The organism is Nocardioides sp. WS12 (assembly GCF_014108865.1).
In the GTDB taxonomy this organism is placed as follows: Bacteria; Actinomycetota; Actinomycetes; order Propionibacteriales; family Nocardioidaceae; genus Nocardioides.
The window spans coordinates 1,932,553-1,947,576 of sequence record NZ_CP053928.1; the positions used below are offsets into that span (position 1 = coordinate 1,932,553).

General features: G+C 61.5%; 21 protein-coding genes. All 21 read right to left on the reverse strand.

What is annotated here, in order from left to right; translation table 11 throughout:
- Positions 1-2 precede the first annotated feature (2 nt).
- The 21 genes from HRC28_RS09265 to HRC28_RS09365 all read right to left on the reverse strand — a co-directional run bounded on the left by HRC28_RS09265 (position 3) and on the right by HRC28_RS09365 (position 14,701).
- Complete coding sequence (locus HRC28_RS09265; protein ID WP_182379819.1) at positions 3-1,709, reverse strand: hypothetical protein; 1,707 nt, start codon at positions 1,707-1,709, stop codon at positions 3-5.
- Between the two features lie 166 nt (positions 1,710-1,875).
- Complete coding sequence (locus HRC28_RS09270; protein ID WP_182379820.1) at positions 1,876-2,205, reverse strand: hypothetical protein; 330 nt, start codon at positions 2,203-2,205, stop codon at positions 1,876-1,878.
- Positions 2,206-2,208: 3 nt separating this feature from the next.
- Complete coding sequence (locus HRC28_RS09275) at positions 2,209-2,655, reverse strand: hypothetical protein (protein WP_182379821.1); 447 nt, start codon at positions 2,653-2,655, stop codon at positions 2,209-2,211.
- On the reverse strand, positions 2,655-2,804 hold the full coding sequence (locus HRC28_RS09280; RefSeq protein WP_182379822.1) for a hypothetical protein: 150 nt from the start codon (positions 2,802-2,804) through the stop codon (positions 2,655-2,657). Before HRC28_RS09280 ends, HRC28_RS09275 begins: the two co-directional genes overlap by 1 nt.
- 11 nt (positions 2,805-2,815) lie before the next feature.
- A complete protein-coding gene (locus tag HRC28_RS09285) occupies positions 2,816-3,817 on the reverse strand; it encodes a phage tail tube protein (protein WP_182379823.1) in 1,002 nt (333 codons plus the stop codon).
- A 12-nt stretch (positions 3,818-3,829) separates the two neighbouring features.
- Positions 3,830-4,297, reverse strand: coding sequence for a hypothetical protein (locus HRC28_RS09290; protein WP_182379824.1), 468 nt, complete (start codon positions 4,295-4,297; stop codon positions 3,830-3,832).
- Entirely contained in the window at positions 4,294-4,821 is a 528-nt protein-coding gene (locus HRC28_RS09295; RefSeq protein WP_182379825.1) for a hypothetical protein, read from the reverse strand. The genes HRC28_RS09290 and HRC28_RS09295 overlap by 4 nt, the downstream gene beginning before the upstream one ends.
- Before the next feature lies 1 nt (position 4,822).
- On the reverse strand, positions 4,823-5,011 hold the full coding sequence (locus tag HRC28_RS09300) for a hypothetical protein (protein WP_182379826.1): 189 nt from the start codon (positions 5,009-5,011) through the stop codon (positions 4,823-4,825).
- Between the two features lie 90 nt (positions 5,012-5,101).
- Entirely contained in the window at positions 5,102-6,310 is a 1,209-nt protein-coding gene (locus tag HRC28_RS09305; RefSeq protein ID WP_182379827.1) for a phage major capsid protein, read from the reverse strand.
- A gap of 141 nt (positions 6,311-6,451) precedes the next feature.
- Complete coding sequence (locus HRC28_RS09310) at positions 6,452-7,117, reverse strand: HK97 family phage prohead protease (RefSeq protein ID WP_182379828.1); 666 nt, start codon at positions 7,115-7,117, stop codon at positions 6,452-6,454.
- Complete coding sequence (locus HRC28_RS09315; protein ID WP_182379829.1) at positions 7,117-8,370, reverse strand: phage portal protein; 1,254 nt, start codon at positions 8,368-8,370, stop codon at positions 7,117-7,119. Before HRC28_RS09315 ends, HRC28_RS09310 begins: the two co-directional genes overlap by 1 nt.
- Positions 8,371-8,376: 6 nt before the next feature.
- On the reverse strand, positions 8,377-9,762 hold the full coding sequence (locus HRC28_RS09320; protein ID WP_182379830.1) for a terminase large subunit: 1,386 nt from the start codon (positions 9,760-9,762) through the stop codon (positions 8,377-8,379).
- The gene (locus tag HRC28_RS09325; protein ID WP_182379831.1) at positions 9,707-10,003 is read right to left on the reverse strand and encodes a hypothetical protein; all 297 of its coding nucleotides are present in this window, start codon (positions 10,001-10,003) and stop codon (positions 9,707-9,709) included. The genes HRC28_RS09320 and HRC28_RS09325 overlap by 56 nt, the downstream gene beginning before the upstream one ends.
- A gap of 457 nt (positions 10,004-10,460) precedes the next feature.
- Positions 10,461-11,009, reverse strand: coding sequence for a hypothetical protein (locus HRC28_RS09330; RefSeq protein WP_182379832.1), 549 nt, complete (start codon positions 11,007-11,009; stop codon positions 10,461-10,463).
- Positions 11,010-11,026: 17 nt separating this feature from the next.
- On the reverse strand, positions 11,027-11,314 hold the full coding sequence (locus tag HRC28_RS09335) for a hypothetical protein (RefSeq protein ID WP_202033282.1): 288 nt from the start codon (positions 11,312-11,314) through the stop codon (positions 11,027-11,029).
- Positions 11,315-11,407: 93 nt separating this feature from the next.
- A complete protein-coding gene (locus tag HRC28_RS09340) occupies positions 11,408-11,770 on the reverse strand; it encodes a hypothetical protein (RefSeq protein WP_182379833.1) in 363 nt (120 codons plus the stop codon).
- Between the two features lie 152 nt (positions 11,771-11,922).
- Positions 11,923-12,162 carry a hypothetical protein gene (locus tag HRC28_RS09345; RefSeq protein ID WP_182379834.1) on the reverse strand — a complete coding sequence of 80 codons (240 nt, stop codon included), beginning with the start codon at positions 12,160-12,162 and terminating at the stop codon, positions 11,923-11,925.
- Positions 12,159-12,476, reverse strand: coding sequence for a hypothetical protein (locus HRC28_RS09350; protein ID WP_182379835.1), 318 nt, complete (start codon positions 12,474-12,476; stop codon positions 12,159-12,161). The genes HRC28_RS09345 and HRC28_RS09350 overlap by 4 nt, the downstream gene beginning before the upstream one ends.
- Positions 12,477-12,619: 143 nt before the next feature.
- Complete coding sequence (locus HRC28_RS09355; RefSeq protein WP_182379836.1) at positions 12,620-14,131, reverse strand: YfjI family protein; 1,512 nt, start codon at positions 14,129-14,131, stop codon at positions 12,620-12,622.
- A gap of 79 nt (positions 14,132-14,210) precedes the next feature.
- Positions 14,211-14,540 carry a hypothetical protein gene (locus HRC28_RS09360; protein ID WP_182379837.1) on the reverse strand — a complete coding sequence of 110 codons (330 nt, stop codon included), beginning with the start codon at positions 14,538-14,540 and terminating at the stop codon, positions 14,211-14,213.
- On the reverse strand, positions 14,537-14,701 hold the full coding sequence (locus tag HRC28_RS09365; RefSeq protein WP_182379838.1) for a helix-turn-helix domain-containing protein: 165 nt from the start codon (positions 14,699-14,701) through the stop codon (positions 14,537-14,539). Before HRC28_RS09365 ends, HRC28_RS09360 begins: the two co-directional genes overlap by 4 nt.
- Positions 14,702-15,024: the final 323 nt, after the last annotated feature.

Genomic DNA, 15,024 nt, shown 5'->3' on the forward strand with positions numbered 1-15,024 from the left:
CATTACTGGAACCCCAGGGACTTGCCGCCATTCGTCCTCTTGAGACGAGTCAGCATTTGTTCGATTCGACGTGCCGTCTCGGTTGGATCGAGCGCGCCGTTGACTGTGATGTAGATGGGGGAGCCACCGAAGCCACCACGCGAGCGACCTGCGCTCAACGGGACGACGGCCTCGGGTCCTGCCTCACCGAGAACGGCGAGGGTTGGGCGCGAGACGATTCCGCCTCGTGCGAGTTCGGGAATGTTCGGCGTCCCGATGGAGAAGCCACCGACCTTGCCGACACCGGGGATGTGGGTGTCAACGGAGGGAAGGGAGAAGTTCAGCCCGTTCCACTTGCCGATGATCCAGTTGATCGCGTCCTTGAAGGCGTTCTTGACACCGTTGAACGCGCCCTTGGCGGCACCGGCGACGCGGCTGCCAATTCCCTTGACGAGACCGACGACGCTGCTGACGCCCTTTGACACAAGGGACTTGAGTCCGCTCCATGCGCCGGAGAAGATTCCGCGCACGGCTGCCCACACGGATCGGAACGCGGTCGTCCAGAGATTGACCGCCTGCATGATGAAGCCACGGATGACTTGGAATGCGCCGCGCAGGATCATCTTGATGCCGTCCCAGGCTCCCTTCCAGTCGCCCTTGAGGAGCGACGCGAAGACCTTGAAGACGCCTTGGATGACGGTGAGTGCACCGCTGACGACGGTCCAGATGTTCTTGAGGTTGTTCATTAACGAGGTGGTGAGGATTCCGCCGAACCGGTCCCACAGCGATGTCACGATGGTGACGAAGTCCTGCACGATGCTCTTGATCTGTGCGAACTTGCTGGTGGCGTCGGAGCTGATTCCGCCGAGGTCGCGCTGGAAGAGTCCGCGCACGCGCTCGATGACCGGACCCAGCTTCTCGCCGAGGTAGGCACCGAACTGCTGAAGGGCAGGGACTGCCGTGTTGAGGAAGAAGGACATGACCTTCACGGCGACCGGCAGAAGCTTCTGACCTAGCTGCGCCTGCATGTCTTGGAGGCGCGCCTTGAGGATCTTCTGCTGGTTGGCGAATCCACCCGAGGTCTTTGAGAAGTCGCCCATCGCACGGGCACCGTCCTTGTTGACGATGGCCAGAACCGCTGCGGCCTTCTCCTGCGCCGTGAGCTCCTTCGCGGATGCCTTGCCCGTCTTGGCAAGGGCAACCTGCTCGACGCGTGCTGCGTTGATGTTGGGGATGAGTGCCTGTAGCGAGTCGTACTCACCACGGAACGCAGCAGACAGACGGTCCGCCACGTCTGCTGTCGGGAGGTTGTTGAACGACCCGAGGTCGGCAGACATCTGCACGACCTTCTTGCTCATGCCTGCTGCTTGGTCTCCGGAGAAGCCGATCTGCGAGAACATGTCACCGAACCCGGCAGCAGCTTCAAGTGCGGCCTGCTTAGACAGACCCATCGATGTGGCTGCGCTGTTCGCCCAGGTCTCGATCTGCTTGGCGTTCTTGCCGAAGATTGTGTTCGACTTGTTCAGCGTCTCGTTCATGTCGGACGCGGCATTGAGCGAGTCGAAACCAAGCTTGATGACGGCTGCGCCAGCGATTGCCGTTCCGGCTGCCGCGAGCGCACCGAACTTCTTGAACTTCGCGCCCAGCCCGTCAGCGGACTTGCCGACCTTGCTGAACGTGTCAGACGCGTGGTCACGGGCGAAGATGTCGAACGAGATAGACGTAGTCACGTCCGACCTCCGAGTTGCTATCCGCTGTTGAGTTGTCGTTCTTGTTCGCGCTCGTGCTTGACCTGTTCGTCAATCACGGAGCAGCAGAGCTCGAAATCCTCATGGGTGAGGAGGTCGATTTCCCATGGCCGAATGCCGAGGCGGACCATGAATGCGCCGGTGTACTTCAGTCGCCGCTCTTCGAGAGGGCTTCTGCTTTTGGGTCATCGACGTCTTCGAGGCTGATGTCTGCCAGATCGAACGTGACCGCGTCGTAGTCGAGTCCTGGCGTCTCGCGGCGAAGCAGCACGTAGAGCAGTGCGTGAATCGCACGGTGGGACACCTTGCCGAGTTGCGGGAGGAACTCAGTCGCGAATGCCCAGTCAGTGCGACGTTCGATTTCCTCGCACTCGGGCGACGGCAGACGAGTCGCGTTGACGTTCCACGTCTTCGGCTCAACTCCGTCTGGTGACCAGACGAACTTGAATCGCATCTCGATCTTTTCGGCTTGCGCCATGGGTTACCCCTCCACTTTCTTGATGATGTCGTTCATCGCCTTCAGGACGCCGTCCCTGACCTCAGGGAGTCGGCGCTTGATCGGTTCGGAGAACCAACCCGGTTTGACTGTTTGCTCGACCCACGCCTTGCGGTTGCCGAACACCGGGTGTCGGAGTCGGCCTTGGTCGAGGCGCTTGATGTCCATGCCGTTCTTGGCTTCGATGCGCACACCGACGCGCTTGCCGGACATGCGGGTACGCGTGCCAATGCGGGACTTGGCGACCGCCTGCGCGAGACCTCCACGTTGCGGAAGGTCTGTCGCGGCGTTCCGCTTGATGTCGGTCACGGTGGGCTTGGCAGCCGCCCTGACCTGTTGCAGGAGTTCCTTCCGGAGGTCTCCTCGCCCTGCTGCCTTGAGGCGCTTAGCGACGGCTTCAAGCTGTTGAGCGCCTTGCACCTCGAGGTCCATCAGGACTCCTTGGTGTTGACCTCTTCCCAGATCGACTGGCACGCCAGTCCTGGGAGTTGGGCATCGGATACTTCGATGACCTGTCCGTTGAGGACGAGGCGACCGAACACGAGTAGGTCCTGACCGGACTTGTTCTTGATCTTTGGCATGACAGGTCCGATCACAGAGTCGCGTCAGCCGTGCGGGTGACAACCCAGATCGGCTGGTTGACGCCGTCGTCATATCCCGTGAACGAGACCGATGCGACAACAAGATCCGTGCCGTCAGGCTTGGGAAGTTCGCCGTCGAGCTTGATTGCTGGGAGGACGACCTGGAGTGTTTCGACGCCGGTCGAGAGCGCGCCACCGGTGAGGGTGATGACGACACCGGTAAGGGTGTTGTCGTTGATCACGAGGTCGCGGTAGGTGGTCGAGTCGTACTCGATGTCCATCGATCCGCTGATCTCGCGGAGGCCAACGGTTGGCTTCGACTTACGGCCAGCGCCACCGACGTTGAACCGGTCGAGCGTGAGGTTGTTGTTCACCGAGACGGAGAAGCCACGTACGTTCGCTGTGCTGGTGATCGATGAAGCAAGCGCGGTCGTGGTGGGCGCAGTCAGCGTTCCGGTGGTGAGCGTTGCGCTACCGAAGTGGAACAGGTTGGGACCTGATGGGTAGGACGGTGTGGCGTACGCCTGCGCAGTGGAGAGGTCACCGGCGTCGATGCTGACCTTCAGCTCGGCGATTTCGTTCTGAGCGATGGAGAGTTCCCAGTCCGTCACCATGCAGCCGGTGAAGGAGTAGGCGTCCACCGTTCCACCGGCCTGGACAACACCCTCTTGCACCGTCAGGGACGGGGGAGTGTCACCAAGGGTGAACACCTGCTGGTAGGTCGAACCGGAGACCAGCGTTGAGGCTCCGGTGCCCAGGCATGCTTGCCAGACGAGTCCGAGTCCCTTGCTGATTGCCTCAACGGTGAAGTCGCCTCCACCGCTTGCGGCGGGGACAACGCGACGAGCAGCGCGCGCAACGCGCGAGCCAACGCGCAGCCCTTCGCCCTGTGCGACTTCCTTGTTCCAGTCGATCGAGACGTCCTTGAACTCAAGGAATCGTGTCGGCGCGACGAAAGTCTTGTATGTGCCCTCGGCGACCAATCCGAGGCTGTGGTCCTGTGCAGTAGCCACTTCTGTTGTTCCTTAGATGCGTGCCCGGAAACGGACGGAGAAGCCGACAAGCGCTTCTGCGCCTTGGTCGGATTGGGTTTGTTCGAGTTGGAAGCCGTCGCCCATTTCGGCGACGAGGTACGGCCCACCCGTGAGGCCGAGTTGCGGGTCAGCGCGGAGTAGCGCTTCGACTGCTGCGACGACGGCGAAGGCCGCATCACGTGCGTCCTTGGCGCTGCCGTTGCCGTTCCACGCGAGTGCGGCGCAGATGACGGAGCCGGACTCGTCGCGAGGACGCGAAGTCCCCATCGGACCGGTCGTCTGCGAGGCCTGAGCCGCGATAGAACGCACGGCTTGCGAGGGGTCGTCGGTTCCGACCATCAGGTAGTCACCGAAGTCGTTGACGACGCCGTAGCCGTCGAAGACGTTCACGCCGGGAAGTGCGGCGGTCGCCTGTGCAACCAGCGCATCGATCACGGCCGGGATCACGGACGTACTCACGCGATACCTGCTTGGAGATGGGGCGCGATCAGTTCAAGGACGCGCCATGGAAGGAGGAATGCCGGGGGAGCGGGGGTGTCGCCACCACCTGTGCTGGGTGATCCGGTGGGACCGCGCTGGGTCATCCACAGGTGGCGCACCAGCTCCTTGACGGCGAGCGCCAGATCGCTAGGAAGCGATGACCTGCCGTACTGGAAGGTGACGTCATATGCAGCGGACGAGAACGCGCTGCCCGAGTTGTAGGTGACGACGCCGGCCGAGGCGCTGAGGTACAGATCACCCAGGGTGAGCGCGCTGCCGTTGACCGGGATGACGGAGGTCAGTGAGACAACCGGCGAAACTGGAAGGACGAGCGAGTCGTAGCCACCAGTGACACGGTCTGTGCGAGAGACCGACGTGAGAGACCCGCACTTTTCACCGATCACCGCCTCTGCTGCGTCAACGAACCCTTGGAGTTCGGTGTCGTAGTCAGGAACGGTGATGTTGAGGTAGGTCTTGACGTCGGCGAGAGAAACCGCCGACATGTCAGCCTCGCTTCTCGGCCTTGGAGCGGCGCGTTGACGGACGGGTCTCGGTGCGTGTCTCGATGACGGCGACAGGCTCGGCCTGTCCCTTGCGCACCATCGATGCGCCGATCTCGTCGGAGACTTCGATCTCGTCGCCAACGGAAGGCGAACGGTTGCCGTCGATGAGTCCGACGACGGACTGGTTCATGCGAACACGCATGACGAACCCCCAGAGGGTTGAAGGATTGGGGTCTGAGGGAGCAGGGACCGCCTGTAGCGGCGGTCCCTGCTCGATCACTCAGGACGCAGCGCCGACGAACGACTTGGTGGCGTTCGGGTCTACGTGGAGAGCACCGTGGCGAACCACGGCACGGAAGGTCACGAGGTCGCTGGTGAAGGCGAACTCGTCGGAGCGCTCGAAACGAACTCCACCCGCGATGCGGACGTAGAGCGATCCGAGGTCACCGAACACGATGGACTCGGCGTTGAGAGCAACGTCGGGCACGTTCGTGTCGATGAGGACTGGCTTGCTGAGGATCGTGTCCGGAGCGCCAGGGATGACACTCGGCTGCCAGACGTAGACACCGTCTGCGGACTTGATCTTGCGGACGGCGGCAGCGGTCGGGTCGGACATCACCCATGCGCAGCCAGAACGGCGGCGGTACGGCTCGATGACCGAGTGGTACAGGTCGATGAGCTTGTCGAAACCGACACCTGCTGTGGACTGAACACCGAACGCACCGGAGACACCGGTTGGACCGGTGACGGCTGCGGTCGTACCTGCAAGCAGGACGGACACAGCGTTGGCGCCGATGGTGTTACCGAGTTCGCGACCGGCAGCACGGGCGAGGTAACCAAGAAGGTCAACGCCTGCGTCATCGATCATTTCGCGCGAGATCTGCGTTACGAATCCAGCCTTGGCAACCGTGAGGGAACCGTTGGCGAATGTCGGGTCAGACTCTGTGATTGGCGAGCCTTCGGTTGCTGCCGAGGAGGTCGGGTGCACCGTGAGCTTCGGAACCGTGATTGCTTCGCCACCATTGGTGTTGAGTTGCGTCACGTAGCCCGGTGTGAGGATCGCGGCCTCTTCAACGGCGTACTCCCAGAGCTGTCCGTAGAAGCCCGTCGGAACGACGTTGGCACCGGAGCCGGACTTCAAGATGTCGCGGTACTCAGGAGTGATCGTGAAGTCACGAACCTCGCCGCGAGCGAATGACCGAAGTCGGTCGGCGTTGCGGTCCTCAGAAGGAGTCGAAATGCCTGCTGTCCGAGGACGGTCGTAGATCTTGTCGAACGAAGCCGCCATATCAGCGGAGCGCTGTTCGGCTTCGAGGATGGACTTTGCACGAGCATCAAGCGCGTCAACGTCCTTGTTCATGGCGTCAAACGCCGTGTTCTCTTCCGCGTTTAGATCGCGGTTCTCTGCGGCTGCACGGTCGAGCAGTTCCATCGCCTGATGCCAGGTGTTGGCGCGCTGTTCCAGCAACCGCTTTGCTGTCTCACTCATGTGAGGAATCCCCTTTGTGGGTAGCGGTTTGGAGTTGGGTCAGCGCGGGTGGACTCGGCCTGCCCGCAGCCGTCGAGAGACGGCAGATGAAGGCGCATCAGGTGGGGTGGACTCGGCCTGCCCCAGCAGGTGCGGAGTGCGTCAGAAAGACGCGTTCTTGGCCAGGAGTTCCCGGCGAAGTTCGGTGATGCTCTTGGTAGAGCGGGTGTCCGTTGGAGGAACGGAGGGTCGATCGGTGCGGACGAAGAGACGGTCGAGCTCGTTCGCCCTCGCGAGTGCGCGGACCTCTTCGAACTCGGCATCGAACTGCCGAGCGAGCGAACGGAGGCCAACCGTGGCGTCGGGGTATGCCGGTGTCACGACGGGTGCGACATCGAACAACTTGCCTGTGTAGAGCGTCCTGATCAGAACGCCCTCGTTGTTGCGCTCAAAGTCGTCTTCGAATGCGACGAAGGCGAACGACGATGCACGGACGTCGCCACGTTGGACGAGTTCGAACACGTCCTCACGGGCGTGAGGAACATCGACGTCGTACGCAAGGCCGGTGCTATCGACGCTCAGGCGCAACGTCCCTGCACCGGATGTGCCGAGCAGGTAGTTGTCGTCGTGCTGATACCGAGCCACGACACCGGGCCAACCGTCGCCCTTGGACTTGTTGAAGAAGGACGGATCGATCTGCTCGCGGAAGCCACCAAGGTCCTCCGACAGGCGACCGAACTTTGCGGCGTAACCGCCGATCTGGCGGGACTCCGAGTCCGCACGAAGTTCAACGATCTGTCGCGTGTAGCGACGCTCGACTTCGTTCATTAGGAGGTACTCCTGAGGTCTTGCGAGGGAATCGACGCGGCAGGTAGGGCGCGCGCGTCAGAGGCGGGTTCTAAGACCTCTGGGGCAGGCGTTTCGTCGTCGTTGGGAACGACGCGAACCGGCGTGGGCGCAGGCTTCGTCTGCGCGTGCTCGTCGCCACCTTCGACAGGCGGCAGGTCCATCAACGCGCGGACTTCGTTGATCGACAAGATCCCTGCGTCGAGTTGCAGCTTGTAGATGTCGAACTGCGTTTTGGCGTCGGTGCGCAGCAACGCCTCGGTGTTGAACTTGAGGTAGGTCGCGTTCGGCAGCAACGCCGACAGCGCCTCTTCGATACGTGCCAGCCACGGGCGCAGCGTGTGGACGAGGAACTGGAGGTTGTTCATCTCGACTGTGGAGTAGGTCATCGACCCAGCGCTGTCGCCGCCCAACATCTCGGGTGGGATACCGAACGCCACAGCGATCTGCGTTGCAGTGAGGCGGTGCGTCTCAACGAACTGCGCCTGATTCGGCGGGATCGCGATGGGGGTGTACTCCCAGTCGTTGCCCATCACGATTGGCTGATGGCGCTTGATGTGAGAGACGACCCGCTCGCGAGCGATGTTCGACTCTTCCTGGGTGATCGTCCTCGCGACGTTCCTCATGGTTCCCGGTGGAACACCGCCGTTGGCGAACCAATCACTGCCGTACTCGGCGGCACCGATGCCGGTGCTGAGCGTGTAGCGGCGGAGTTGATCGATGGGGGAGAGACCGCACACACGACCGGGAAGGATCATGTGTGCGATGTGGACGATGTCCTCGGTCGCAACGAGGCGTCCGTCTAGGTAGTAGATGGGGCGAAGAGGGTTCGACTCATCGACGCTGACCTTGTTGGGGTCGAGCCATTCGATGTTCGTCACGAACCCCATGCCGTCGCGACCAGTCACCAACCCGTACGCGTTGCCGTGTAGAGCAAGCGACGTGACAAGGCGCTCCAACCAATCGACCAGCGTGCCGCGCGCGAAGGTCCGGATGAGCGCAGGGTCAGTGACCTTGACGCGCTGGTCGCCGTTCTTGCGGTACGCCTGCAAAGGCAGCGTGGAGATCGAACCCGACAGGAGTCGAACAGCACCGATGACGGGCGCTAAGCGAAGCGCGTTGGTCTCGGTAACGGCTGCGCTCAAGTTGCCGCCGTAGTTCCACGGCACCCCGTCGATTGCACGTTCCTCGACCTGCGCTTGGGCAGGCACGCGCCAGGAGGAGAAGATGCCCATGAAGCCTCACCAGATTGATTGCAGGACGTCGTAGTCCGCAGATGTGTTTGCGCCCCAGGCCGCGAGGGACGCGGCTTCTAGGGGAGAGATGTCAGCGATGGAGGTCTTGCGACCGAACGCCCATCGGTCACCGACATCGCGCTTGCGCGCACCGAGAACGGCGGCGTCAAGGTCGAGGTGCCCAAGGTGGGCGATGCCCTCGTTCTGAACGAGGTCGTAGATGTTGGCTGCGGCGGTGACCGCGTCGCTTGTCGCAGCGGTCGTGACGCGCACGCCCATCGAGTCCAGCGTTGCGATCAGCGAGGACGCGGGTCCTCGACCGTCGATCACGACGGAGGCGTTGTGTGTGCGCGAGAGTTCGGCGACTCGATCAGCGAGCCACGACATACCGCGCCGGTACTCGACGACCTCGAGGTGGATTCGCCCCTCAGCGTTTCGGCCGGCGGCGCAGATCGCGCCGTACTCACGGTGAAGGGAGACGGCCACGCCGAGCGAGACAGGACCGGTGATCGTGGAATCTGCCTGTAGGCACTCGTCCCACGCCGATCCGAAGATTCCGGCGTTCGATCCAGACGGCCAGATGCTCAGCCGTTCACGTGCGAACGAGTCGTCAGGCAGTACGCCGTATTCGTTCGACTCGATGAACTCGTTCGTGACACGAAGTCCCAGAGCGGGGTTCGCCTCTGCCCATCGGGCACGATCGCTCAGGTCACCGATGTCCTCACCGGCAGACCATTCCAACCACGCGAGGTAGGCGTCATCGCCGGAACGTCCCTTGTCACGAACATTCGTCCAGACTTGGCAGTTCATGTCCTCGGGACCGGGGACGGTGCCGGTGTACCAAACTTGTGAGTTCGGACGAGCCGACATCGTTGGCAGCATGGAGGCCAACTCCAAGTCGGTGAGTTCCTGTGCCTCGTCCAGCAACAGCGTGTCAACGGAGAAGCCACGACCTGATGCGCGGGATCGCGCAATGAACATCAGGCGATTGCCGTTGTTCAGCTCGATCGATTCGCCACCCGCGCCGGTGTAGATCTTCTTGACCCGTGACATCAGCGTGGGCGAACCCTCGACCATGCTCTTGAGCCGGAGGAATACCTGCTTGGCGGTCTTGAAGTGGTGCGCTGAGTAGAGGATCAGCGCCTCATCGAAGAGAAACAGACCTGCCAGCGCGCGCGCCTCTAAAAGGGCGCTCTTGCCGTTCTGGCGCGCTACGAGCAGGCCGACCTGTGGCGACGTCCACTTGCCGTTCTCGCGCTCGCCCAAGGCGTCGCGCAGTACGAGCTGCTGCCACGGGTCGAGGTGCAGACCTGCGGCTGCTGCTAGCGCTGTGGCGTCATCGCCCGCGCTTTTGGAGTACTCCGGGACGTGACGAATCCGCGGTGGCTGCATTGCGCTGCCTCCGCTGGCGGATCTCGTCCAGGGCGTCGGACGTCTCGGTTGTGATTGGTGCGGCGACCTCACGCATCGCGGACCGGAGTTCCTTGATCGCTGCCACAGTGGGGTCGGTGTCGACCAACACAGCGAGGCGTTCGATCAGCAGCGCATCGACGGAGTTGCGCTCGGTTTCGGGCAGGTTCGCGAGGGATTCCTGCACCTTTGCAAGGACGGAGCCGGGTGCGCCGGTGATCATGAGGCCGCCCAGAGTGCTTGCTGTAGATAGAAAAGTTGACGGAGGCTGGGGTCTACCGACGCGTCCCTAAAAAACCCGAAGCAGTTTGGGGATCACCAGAGCCGTGACTGAGGCCGCACAACGTGTTCACTCCGTCGACCACGGCTGCTGTTGCAGCGCAGGTGGGCGGGGCGTACCTGTGAAAGGTCAGGTACCACGGTGCCTGCCTCAGCCACGGGGTTCAGGTGGTCGAGGGACCAGCCCCACTTCGACCTACCCGAGAGGCTGAGGTCGATGGGCTGGTGACACAGGTGGCAGGTCGGTGGGTAGTACGCCTTGGCCTGAGCAACGAGGCGTTGCCACTGGTACCCATACGCTGCGCTTGGCATCGATACCCCCGGACATGCGAACACCCCCTGAGAGCGAGAGTCAGGGGGTGTTCTACATCTACGAACGGCTGTAGCCGTGGGGTCAAACGTTACGCCGACATATCGAGGTACCTCAGGTCACTGACGGTCCACTCGGCCTCACAGCCGGTGCACCAGATCCGCTTGATGCCCACGTCTGATCGCTCCGCCATCACCATGTGCAGGCGGTCTGCCGCGTGACAGTCCGGACATGACAGAGGCAAGCGCCACAGCGGGCGCGCCTCCTGCAGCAGCACCAACGCTCGGCGGTGGTAGTTCTTCAAATGCTTCAGCACTTCGTTGCACAACGCCGGATCGACCTTCTCGATGATCGTCCCAAGGTGGGCCAACATCTGGGCGATGCCACCAGCTCGGACCGGATGCCCGAACACCTCATCGCAAGCCTCGGCGTGCCACCTCCGCACGTCGCGTTCAAACTCGATCCTGAAGCCCGTCGCCTCACCAGACCAAGGCAACCTCGACCCCGGCTTGAACCGGCCTCCAACCGACCTTTCTGGTGCCCCTACCCATGCGCCCACCGCGACGAGCAGTCCTACCGGGCGCTCCCCGTGCTGCCACCCATCGCGCAGCAGCGCGGCTACTTCGTTGTCGTACGTCATTCGAATGCCAGGGGCGTTCACCCTTCGCCGTTCGGATCGGGGCAGTGGTCGCATTTGCGCGACCGCATGCGTTCCGAGTCCCATGGATCGTGAGGGTCGTTCACTGGTGCATCGGTGAAGTCGGCCGGTACCAACCTCCGGCCGATGCGCCTTTCGATACAGCCAATGCAGAGCTGGCCCTCGTCGCCCGGTACGGCTGAGAGCCACAGGTCGTCGTGGACCATGTAGTACTCCCAGTTGTCGCCGTCGAGCGGTGCGGTGTTGACTCCGCAGTCCATGCAGATGGACTCGTCGTCCTCAGTCATGCCACTCACTTGTCCAATGCCTCTCTGATCCATACGTGCAGGTCGAACCCCACTGCCCATGCGCCGATGCTGAGACCAGCGAACACCACTGCCTCAATCACTGTCCGCATCCAGTGCTGCCTGACGAAGCGCCTTCTCGGCGCGCCGTACTTCCCCGCTGGCTTCGTCCAACTTCGAACCGATCATCTGCAGGTCGTCGTCGGCACGGTTACGCAGCGCCTCAAGTTGCTGGAACTTGCGGTAGGCCTCGGCGAGCTCATGTGCCGCCGTGGCAACGGTGGTTTGCTTACCGGCCACTAACTCGTCCCATGGCAACGACTCACCGTCAACGCGAACGGTCTTACTGCCAGCGTCAGTCGCCGTCACCTTGAGGTGTCCCTCGGCGGTTCGCTCGCCTGTGATGCCCTTGACGTCGAACTCCAACTGGCGGCCGTCCTTCATGGTGACGGTCAGCATTAGCTTGTTCTTCTCATTCTTTGGTTGCATTGACTCCCTTTCGTTCTTTCATCTTTGACCCTTATGGCCTGTTTCCTTCGCGTGCTTCAGGTCCTCGATGCCCTCTGCGGGGAATTCCTTCCCGCACACTTCGCAGACGACGAGCCAGACCTTCATTCGTCGTCCTCATCCGAATCGAGGTAGTCGAGATACTTGGCGAAGTTCTCCAAGGCATCGATCCTGCTGAGGTCACGCCAGTGGTTGCGGTCTGTCAACATCCATTCACCTTCGCTGAAGGCGTAGCAGTCGAACTCCCACATGCCCTGGACCACTTCATCCGCGCACGCATCGAACCGTTCCAACGCTTCGATCTTGTAGTCGCCTGTAGCGCTGATTAATTCGTGAATCTTCACTTGGCTGCCAACTTCCGTGCGTGGTATGCCTTGCGCCATGCGAGAAATTCACGATGGTCGTCGGATGGTGGGCAATCAGAGTTTCCGTGGGTAGTGCAGTCTTCTCGCTTTGGGTGAATCGCGCCGATGTCAGAAGAATCATCGAACTCACCTTCGATAATTGCGCTTGCATGCCACCATGATCCGTCCTCATCAACGTCAATCGAAATGGCGAGCACTGGGTGACAGGACACATGCGCGCGTCCTGTCTTCTCGTCGGTGATTTCATATGGTGCTACAAGCCCTGTTGGGGCTGTAATGATTTGTCGTGCCATTTGCTGCTGTTCTCCTTGGTTGTTTGTTTGTGTTGCAAAGTTGAGTCCGTTGAGTCCACGATCTCTATAGATGTAAATTCAAGAGCCAAAACTTCTTTAGAAAATCCCTATATAGGGGATGTGGACTCAATGGACTCAACTTTCTATCTAGAGGCGGCCAAAAGCGGATTTACTACGAACGCACTACTCTCGCCGCCATAGATTCCGCTTAGTACTAGCCAGCCGCGTTCCTTCAGGGCTTCAGCGGCCTTCCGAACGTCCTCCGCCTTGGCGAACAACTTCCGCTTGCGCAGCTTCTGGTGAAGGTCGCGCACCGTGAACTCCGTGATGCCCTCGTCACGTAGGTAGACGTGCAGCGCCTCCATGCCGGACTGAACGCGGTTCGCGCCCATCAAGATGTGGCAGCGCTCGACGTGAGGGATCACCCACTCGATGAAGCGAATGGCGTTCGCCATGTCCTGCTCATCCGGCGTGAACTCGTTGGAGGCGTACATGCCGACGCGGATCATGTGTAAGACGCCCGCCACCCTGACCACGTGGGATTCGATCTTGTTCGCCCACTCGGGGATGCTGGACAGGTCTCCGCCCTTCCTGCGACGGATCTCCCAGTCCACTGAGGCGTGTTCGAACATCTCGCTTGCCCCAGGCGTCATGGGGACCGTCGCCGTGGATTCCCCGATGGGTGCAAGCCGTTGGTCGAGGGTGTGGACGAGACCTGCGAACTGCCCCGCAGTGTCAGGGCTCAGCGTTGAGAACGCCCGGTACCCGACCTCGGAACGCGGCATCGCCATGATGAAGCGACCTGTCAGGCCACGTCCCTTCGCCTCAGGCGATTCACCGAGAGCACGCAGCACCTCCGGCTGCACGGAGAGCGCCATGGACAACCACGGGCTATCGATGACGAGTGGGAGTTCACGACCCACGCGGTCAATCGTGACGCGCTCGCCGTCCCACGCTTTCAGCACGAGGTCGAGGTTCGGCACGCCACGGGAGTAGCGCCCCATCAACGTGTCGAAGAGGCCACCCTCCGACGACAGGATCGAGATCATGCCCTTGTTCTGCGCCATGACCTGACCCAATGCCTCAGGCGTTACGTCATCGACGAGCAGGCGCGGAGTGGTGATCTGCTCCAAGTCCGCGATCCGGTTCATCAGATCGACAACCTCGCTGGTTGCGTCCGCCTGCTTGTCCGCCGTGACGGCGCGTTCGAGACGCCCCTTTGCGCCTTTCAGCTTTGATCGGAGGATCTCCAGATTGATCCGCGCGGCACGAATGTCCTCACGTGAACCTTCTTGCCGTGATGCCTCCAGGCTCTTGATGCCCTTGGCCACCGGACCCATCGCTGGCGACTTGCGCTCTCCGGGTTCCGCCACGACGCAGGTGTAGAGGTTGAGGGGTTCGGTCCAGTAGCCCATTCCGAGCGAGATGCGGACCCGCTTCCCCACCACTGTGCCGATGGCCGACAGCAGAGGCAGCGCGGTCAGTTCCGCCGGTGATTGCAGCGATGACGAGACCTCGTCCAGCCACGGACCGAGGGGACCGAATACCTCGACCGGAAGGCGCTCTAGTTCTTCCCGCAGCGGGATTGCCTGAATGTTGTCCCAGTTGATGACACCAAGGTCGATTGGTGGATCGGTGGGCACGTTCTCGTTCATTTGGTCGAAACTTTCTGCGATATAGTTATCGCTGTTACTCATTAGTGTTTGTCGTGATCTGTCATGCTGGTGAAACCCCTCAGGCCTCTCCACCTGAGGGGTTCTCCTTTTCGGCGATGCGCATGAACTCGATGCGATGGGTCTTCTGCACCGCATCGAAAGCGGCAACAAGGCGCTCGGCGTTCTCGTTCGAGATCAGCCACCAGTCGTGATACGACAGGTAATCGCCGTCGAGAACAGCTCGTGCCAGATCGTCGAGTTCCCACCACCCGCGTTCGGGGGTAATGCGGAACAGGATCTTGTCCGAGTGCTTGTTCTGGAGACGCTTGGCGATCTTGTCCGGAGCCTTCTTCACGGGCACGGAAGGGTGGCCGTCGCGGATTCGTACGTCGGTGATCTTCTCGGTCATGAGAGCGCCGCCTGGAGGTCGCTCAGGCGAATCCGGTACTGGCGTCCGACCTTCAAGGCCGGGATCTTGCCGGTGCTGATCAGCGTGAGGACCGTGCGGGGATTCACCCGGAGGTAGTCCGCCGCCTCAGCGACGGTCAGGATTTCGTGTTCGGTGTTCATGGGATCTTTCTCTGGCGAAATGGGATTTGTGACCAAGTCACTTGCGTCATTTCGCCGGAGAGCCGGGGCGCTCCGAACAGGAACTACGTTACTGCACGAGAAATGAAAGAACCGCGCTGCACGGGCGTTTGCGGTTCCCCACACGCGTGCAGCGCGGTTTCTAAAATGCTTTGGAATGCTTCCAGGTCAAAGGGGCAGGGAGTCGGGGAACGCCCAGAAGCCCAGATAGCGCAGCACGCAAAATCGGCAGACGGGCACGCTGTTGCTGTAAACGATGAAGGCGATGTCCTCGCCGCAGTCATGACATTTCATTCCCCGATAAC

What these genes read in the sequence shown, in the direction of transcription:
- HRC28_RS09270 (WP_182379820.1), bottom strand. Translation starts at nt 2,205, where the DNA reads ATGGCGCAAGCCGAAAAGATCGAGATGCGATTCAAGTTCGTCTGGTCA.
- HRC28_RS09275 (WP_182379821.1), bottom strand. Translation starts at nt 2,655, where the DNA reads ATGGACCTCGAGGTGCAAGGCGCTCAACAGCTTGAAGCCGTCGCTAAG.
- HRC28_RS09280 (WP_182379822.1), bottom strand. Translation starts at nt 2,804, where the DNA reads ATGCCAAAGATCAAGAACAAGTCCGGTCAGGACCTACTCGTGTTCGGT.
- HRC28_RS09295 (WP_182379825.1), bottom strand. Translation starts at nt 4,821, where the DNA reads ATGTCGGCGGTTTCTCTCGCCGACGTCAAGACCTACCTCAACATCACC.
- HRC28_RS09300 (WP_182379826.1), bottom strand. Translation starts at nt 5,011, where the DNA reads ATGAACCAGTCCGTCGTCGGACTCATCGACGGCAACCGTTCGCCTTCC.
- HRC28_RS09305 (WP_182379827.1), bottom strand. Translation starts at nt 6,310, where the DNA reads ATGAGTGAGACAGCAAAGCGGTTGCTGGAACAGCGCGCCAACACCTGG.
- HRC28_RS09310 (WP_182379828.1), bottom strand. Translation starts at nt 7,117, where the DNA reads ATGAACGAAGTCGAGCGTCGCTACACGCGACAGATCGTTGAACTTCGT.
- HRC28_RS09315 (WP_182379829.1), bottom strand. Translation starts at nt 8,370, where the DNA reads ATGGGCATCTTCTCCTCCTGGCGCGTGCCTGCCCAAGCGCAGGTCGAG.
- HRC28_RS09320 (WP_182379830.1), bottom strand. Translation starts at nt 9,762, where the DNA reads ATGCAGCCACCGCGGATTCGTCACGTCCCGGAGTACTCCAAAAGCGCG.
- HRC28_RS09325 (WP_182379831.1), bottom strand. Translation starts at nt 10,003, where the DNA reads ATGATCACCGGCGCACCCGGCTCCGTCCTTGCAAAGGTGCAGGAATCC.
- HRC28_RS09330 (WP_182379832.1), bottom strand. Translation starts at nt 11,009, where the DNA reads ATGACGTACGACAACGAAGTAGCCGCGCTGCTGCGCGATGGGTGGCAG.
- HRC28_RS09335 (WP_202033282.1), bottom strand. Translation starts at nt 11,314, where the DNA reads ATGACTGAGGACGACGAGTCCATCTGCATGGACTGCGGAGTCAACACC.
- HRC28_RS09340 (WP_182379833.1), bottom strand. Translation starts at nt 11,770, where the DNA reads ATGCTGACCGTCACCATGAAGGACGGCCGCCAGTTGGAGTTCGACGTC.
- HRC28_RS09350 (WP_182379835.1), bottom strand. Translation starts at nt 12,476, where the DNA reads ATGGCACGACAAATCATTACAGCCCCAACAGGGCTTGTAGCACCATAT.
- HRC28_RS09355 (WP_182379836.1), bottom strand. Translation starts at nt 14,131, where the DNA reads ATGAACGAGAACGTGCCCACCGATCCACCAATCGACCTTGGTGTCATC.
- HRC28_RS09360 (WP_182379837.1), bottom strand. Translation starts at nt 14,540, where the DNA reads ATGACCGAGAAGATCACCGACGTACGAATCCGCGACGGCCACCCTTCC.
- HRC28_RS09365 (WP_182379838.1), bottom strand. Translation starts at nt 14,701, where the DNA reads ATGAACACCGAACACGAAATCCTGACCGTCGCTGAGGCGGCGGACTAC.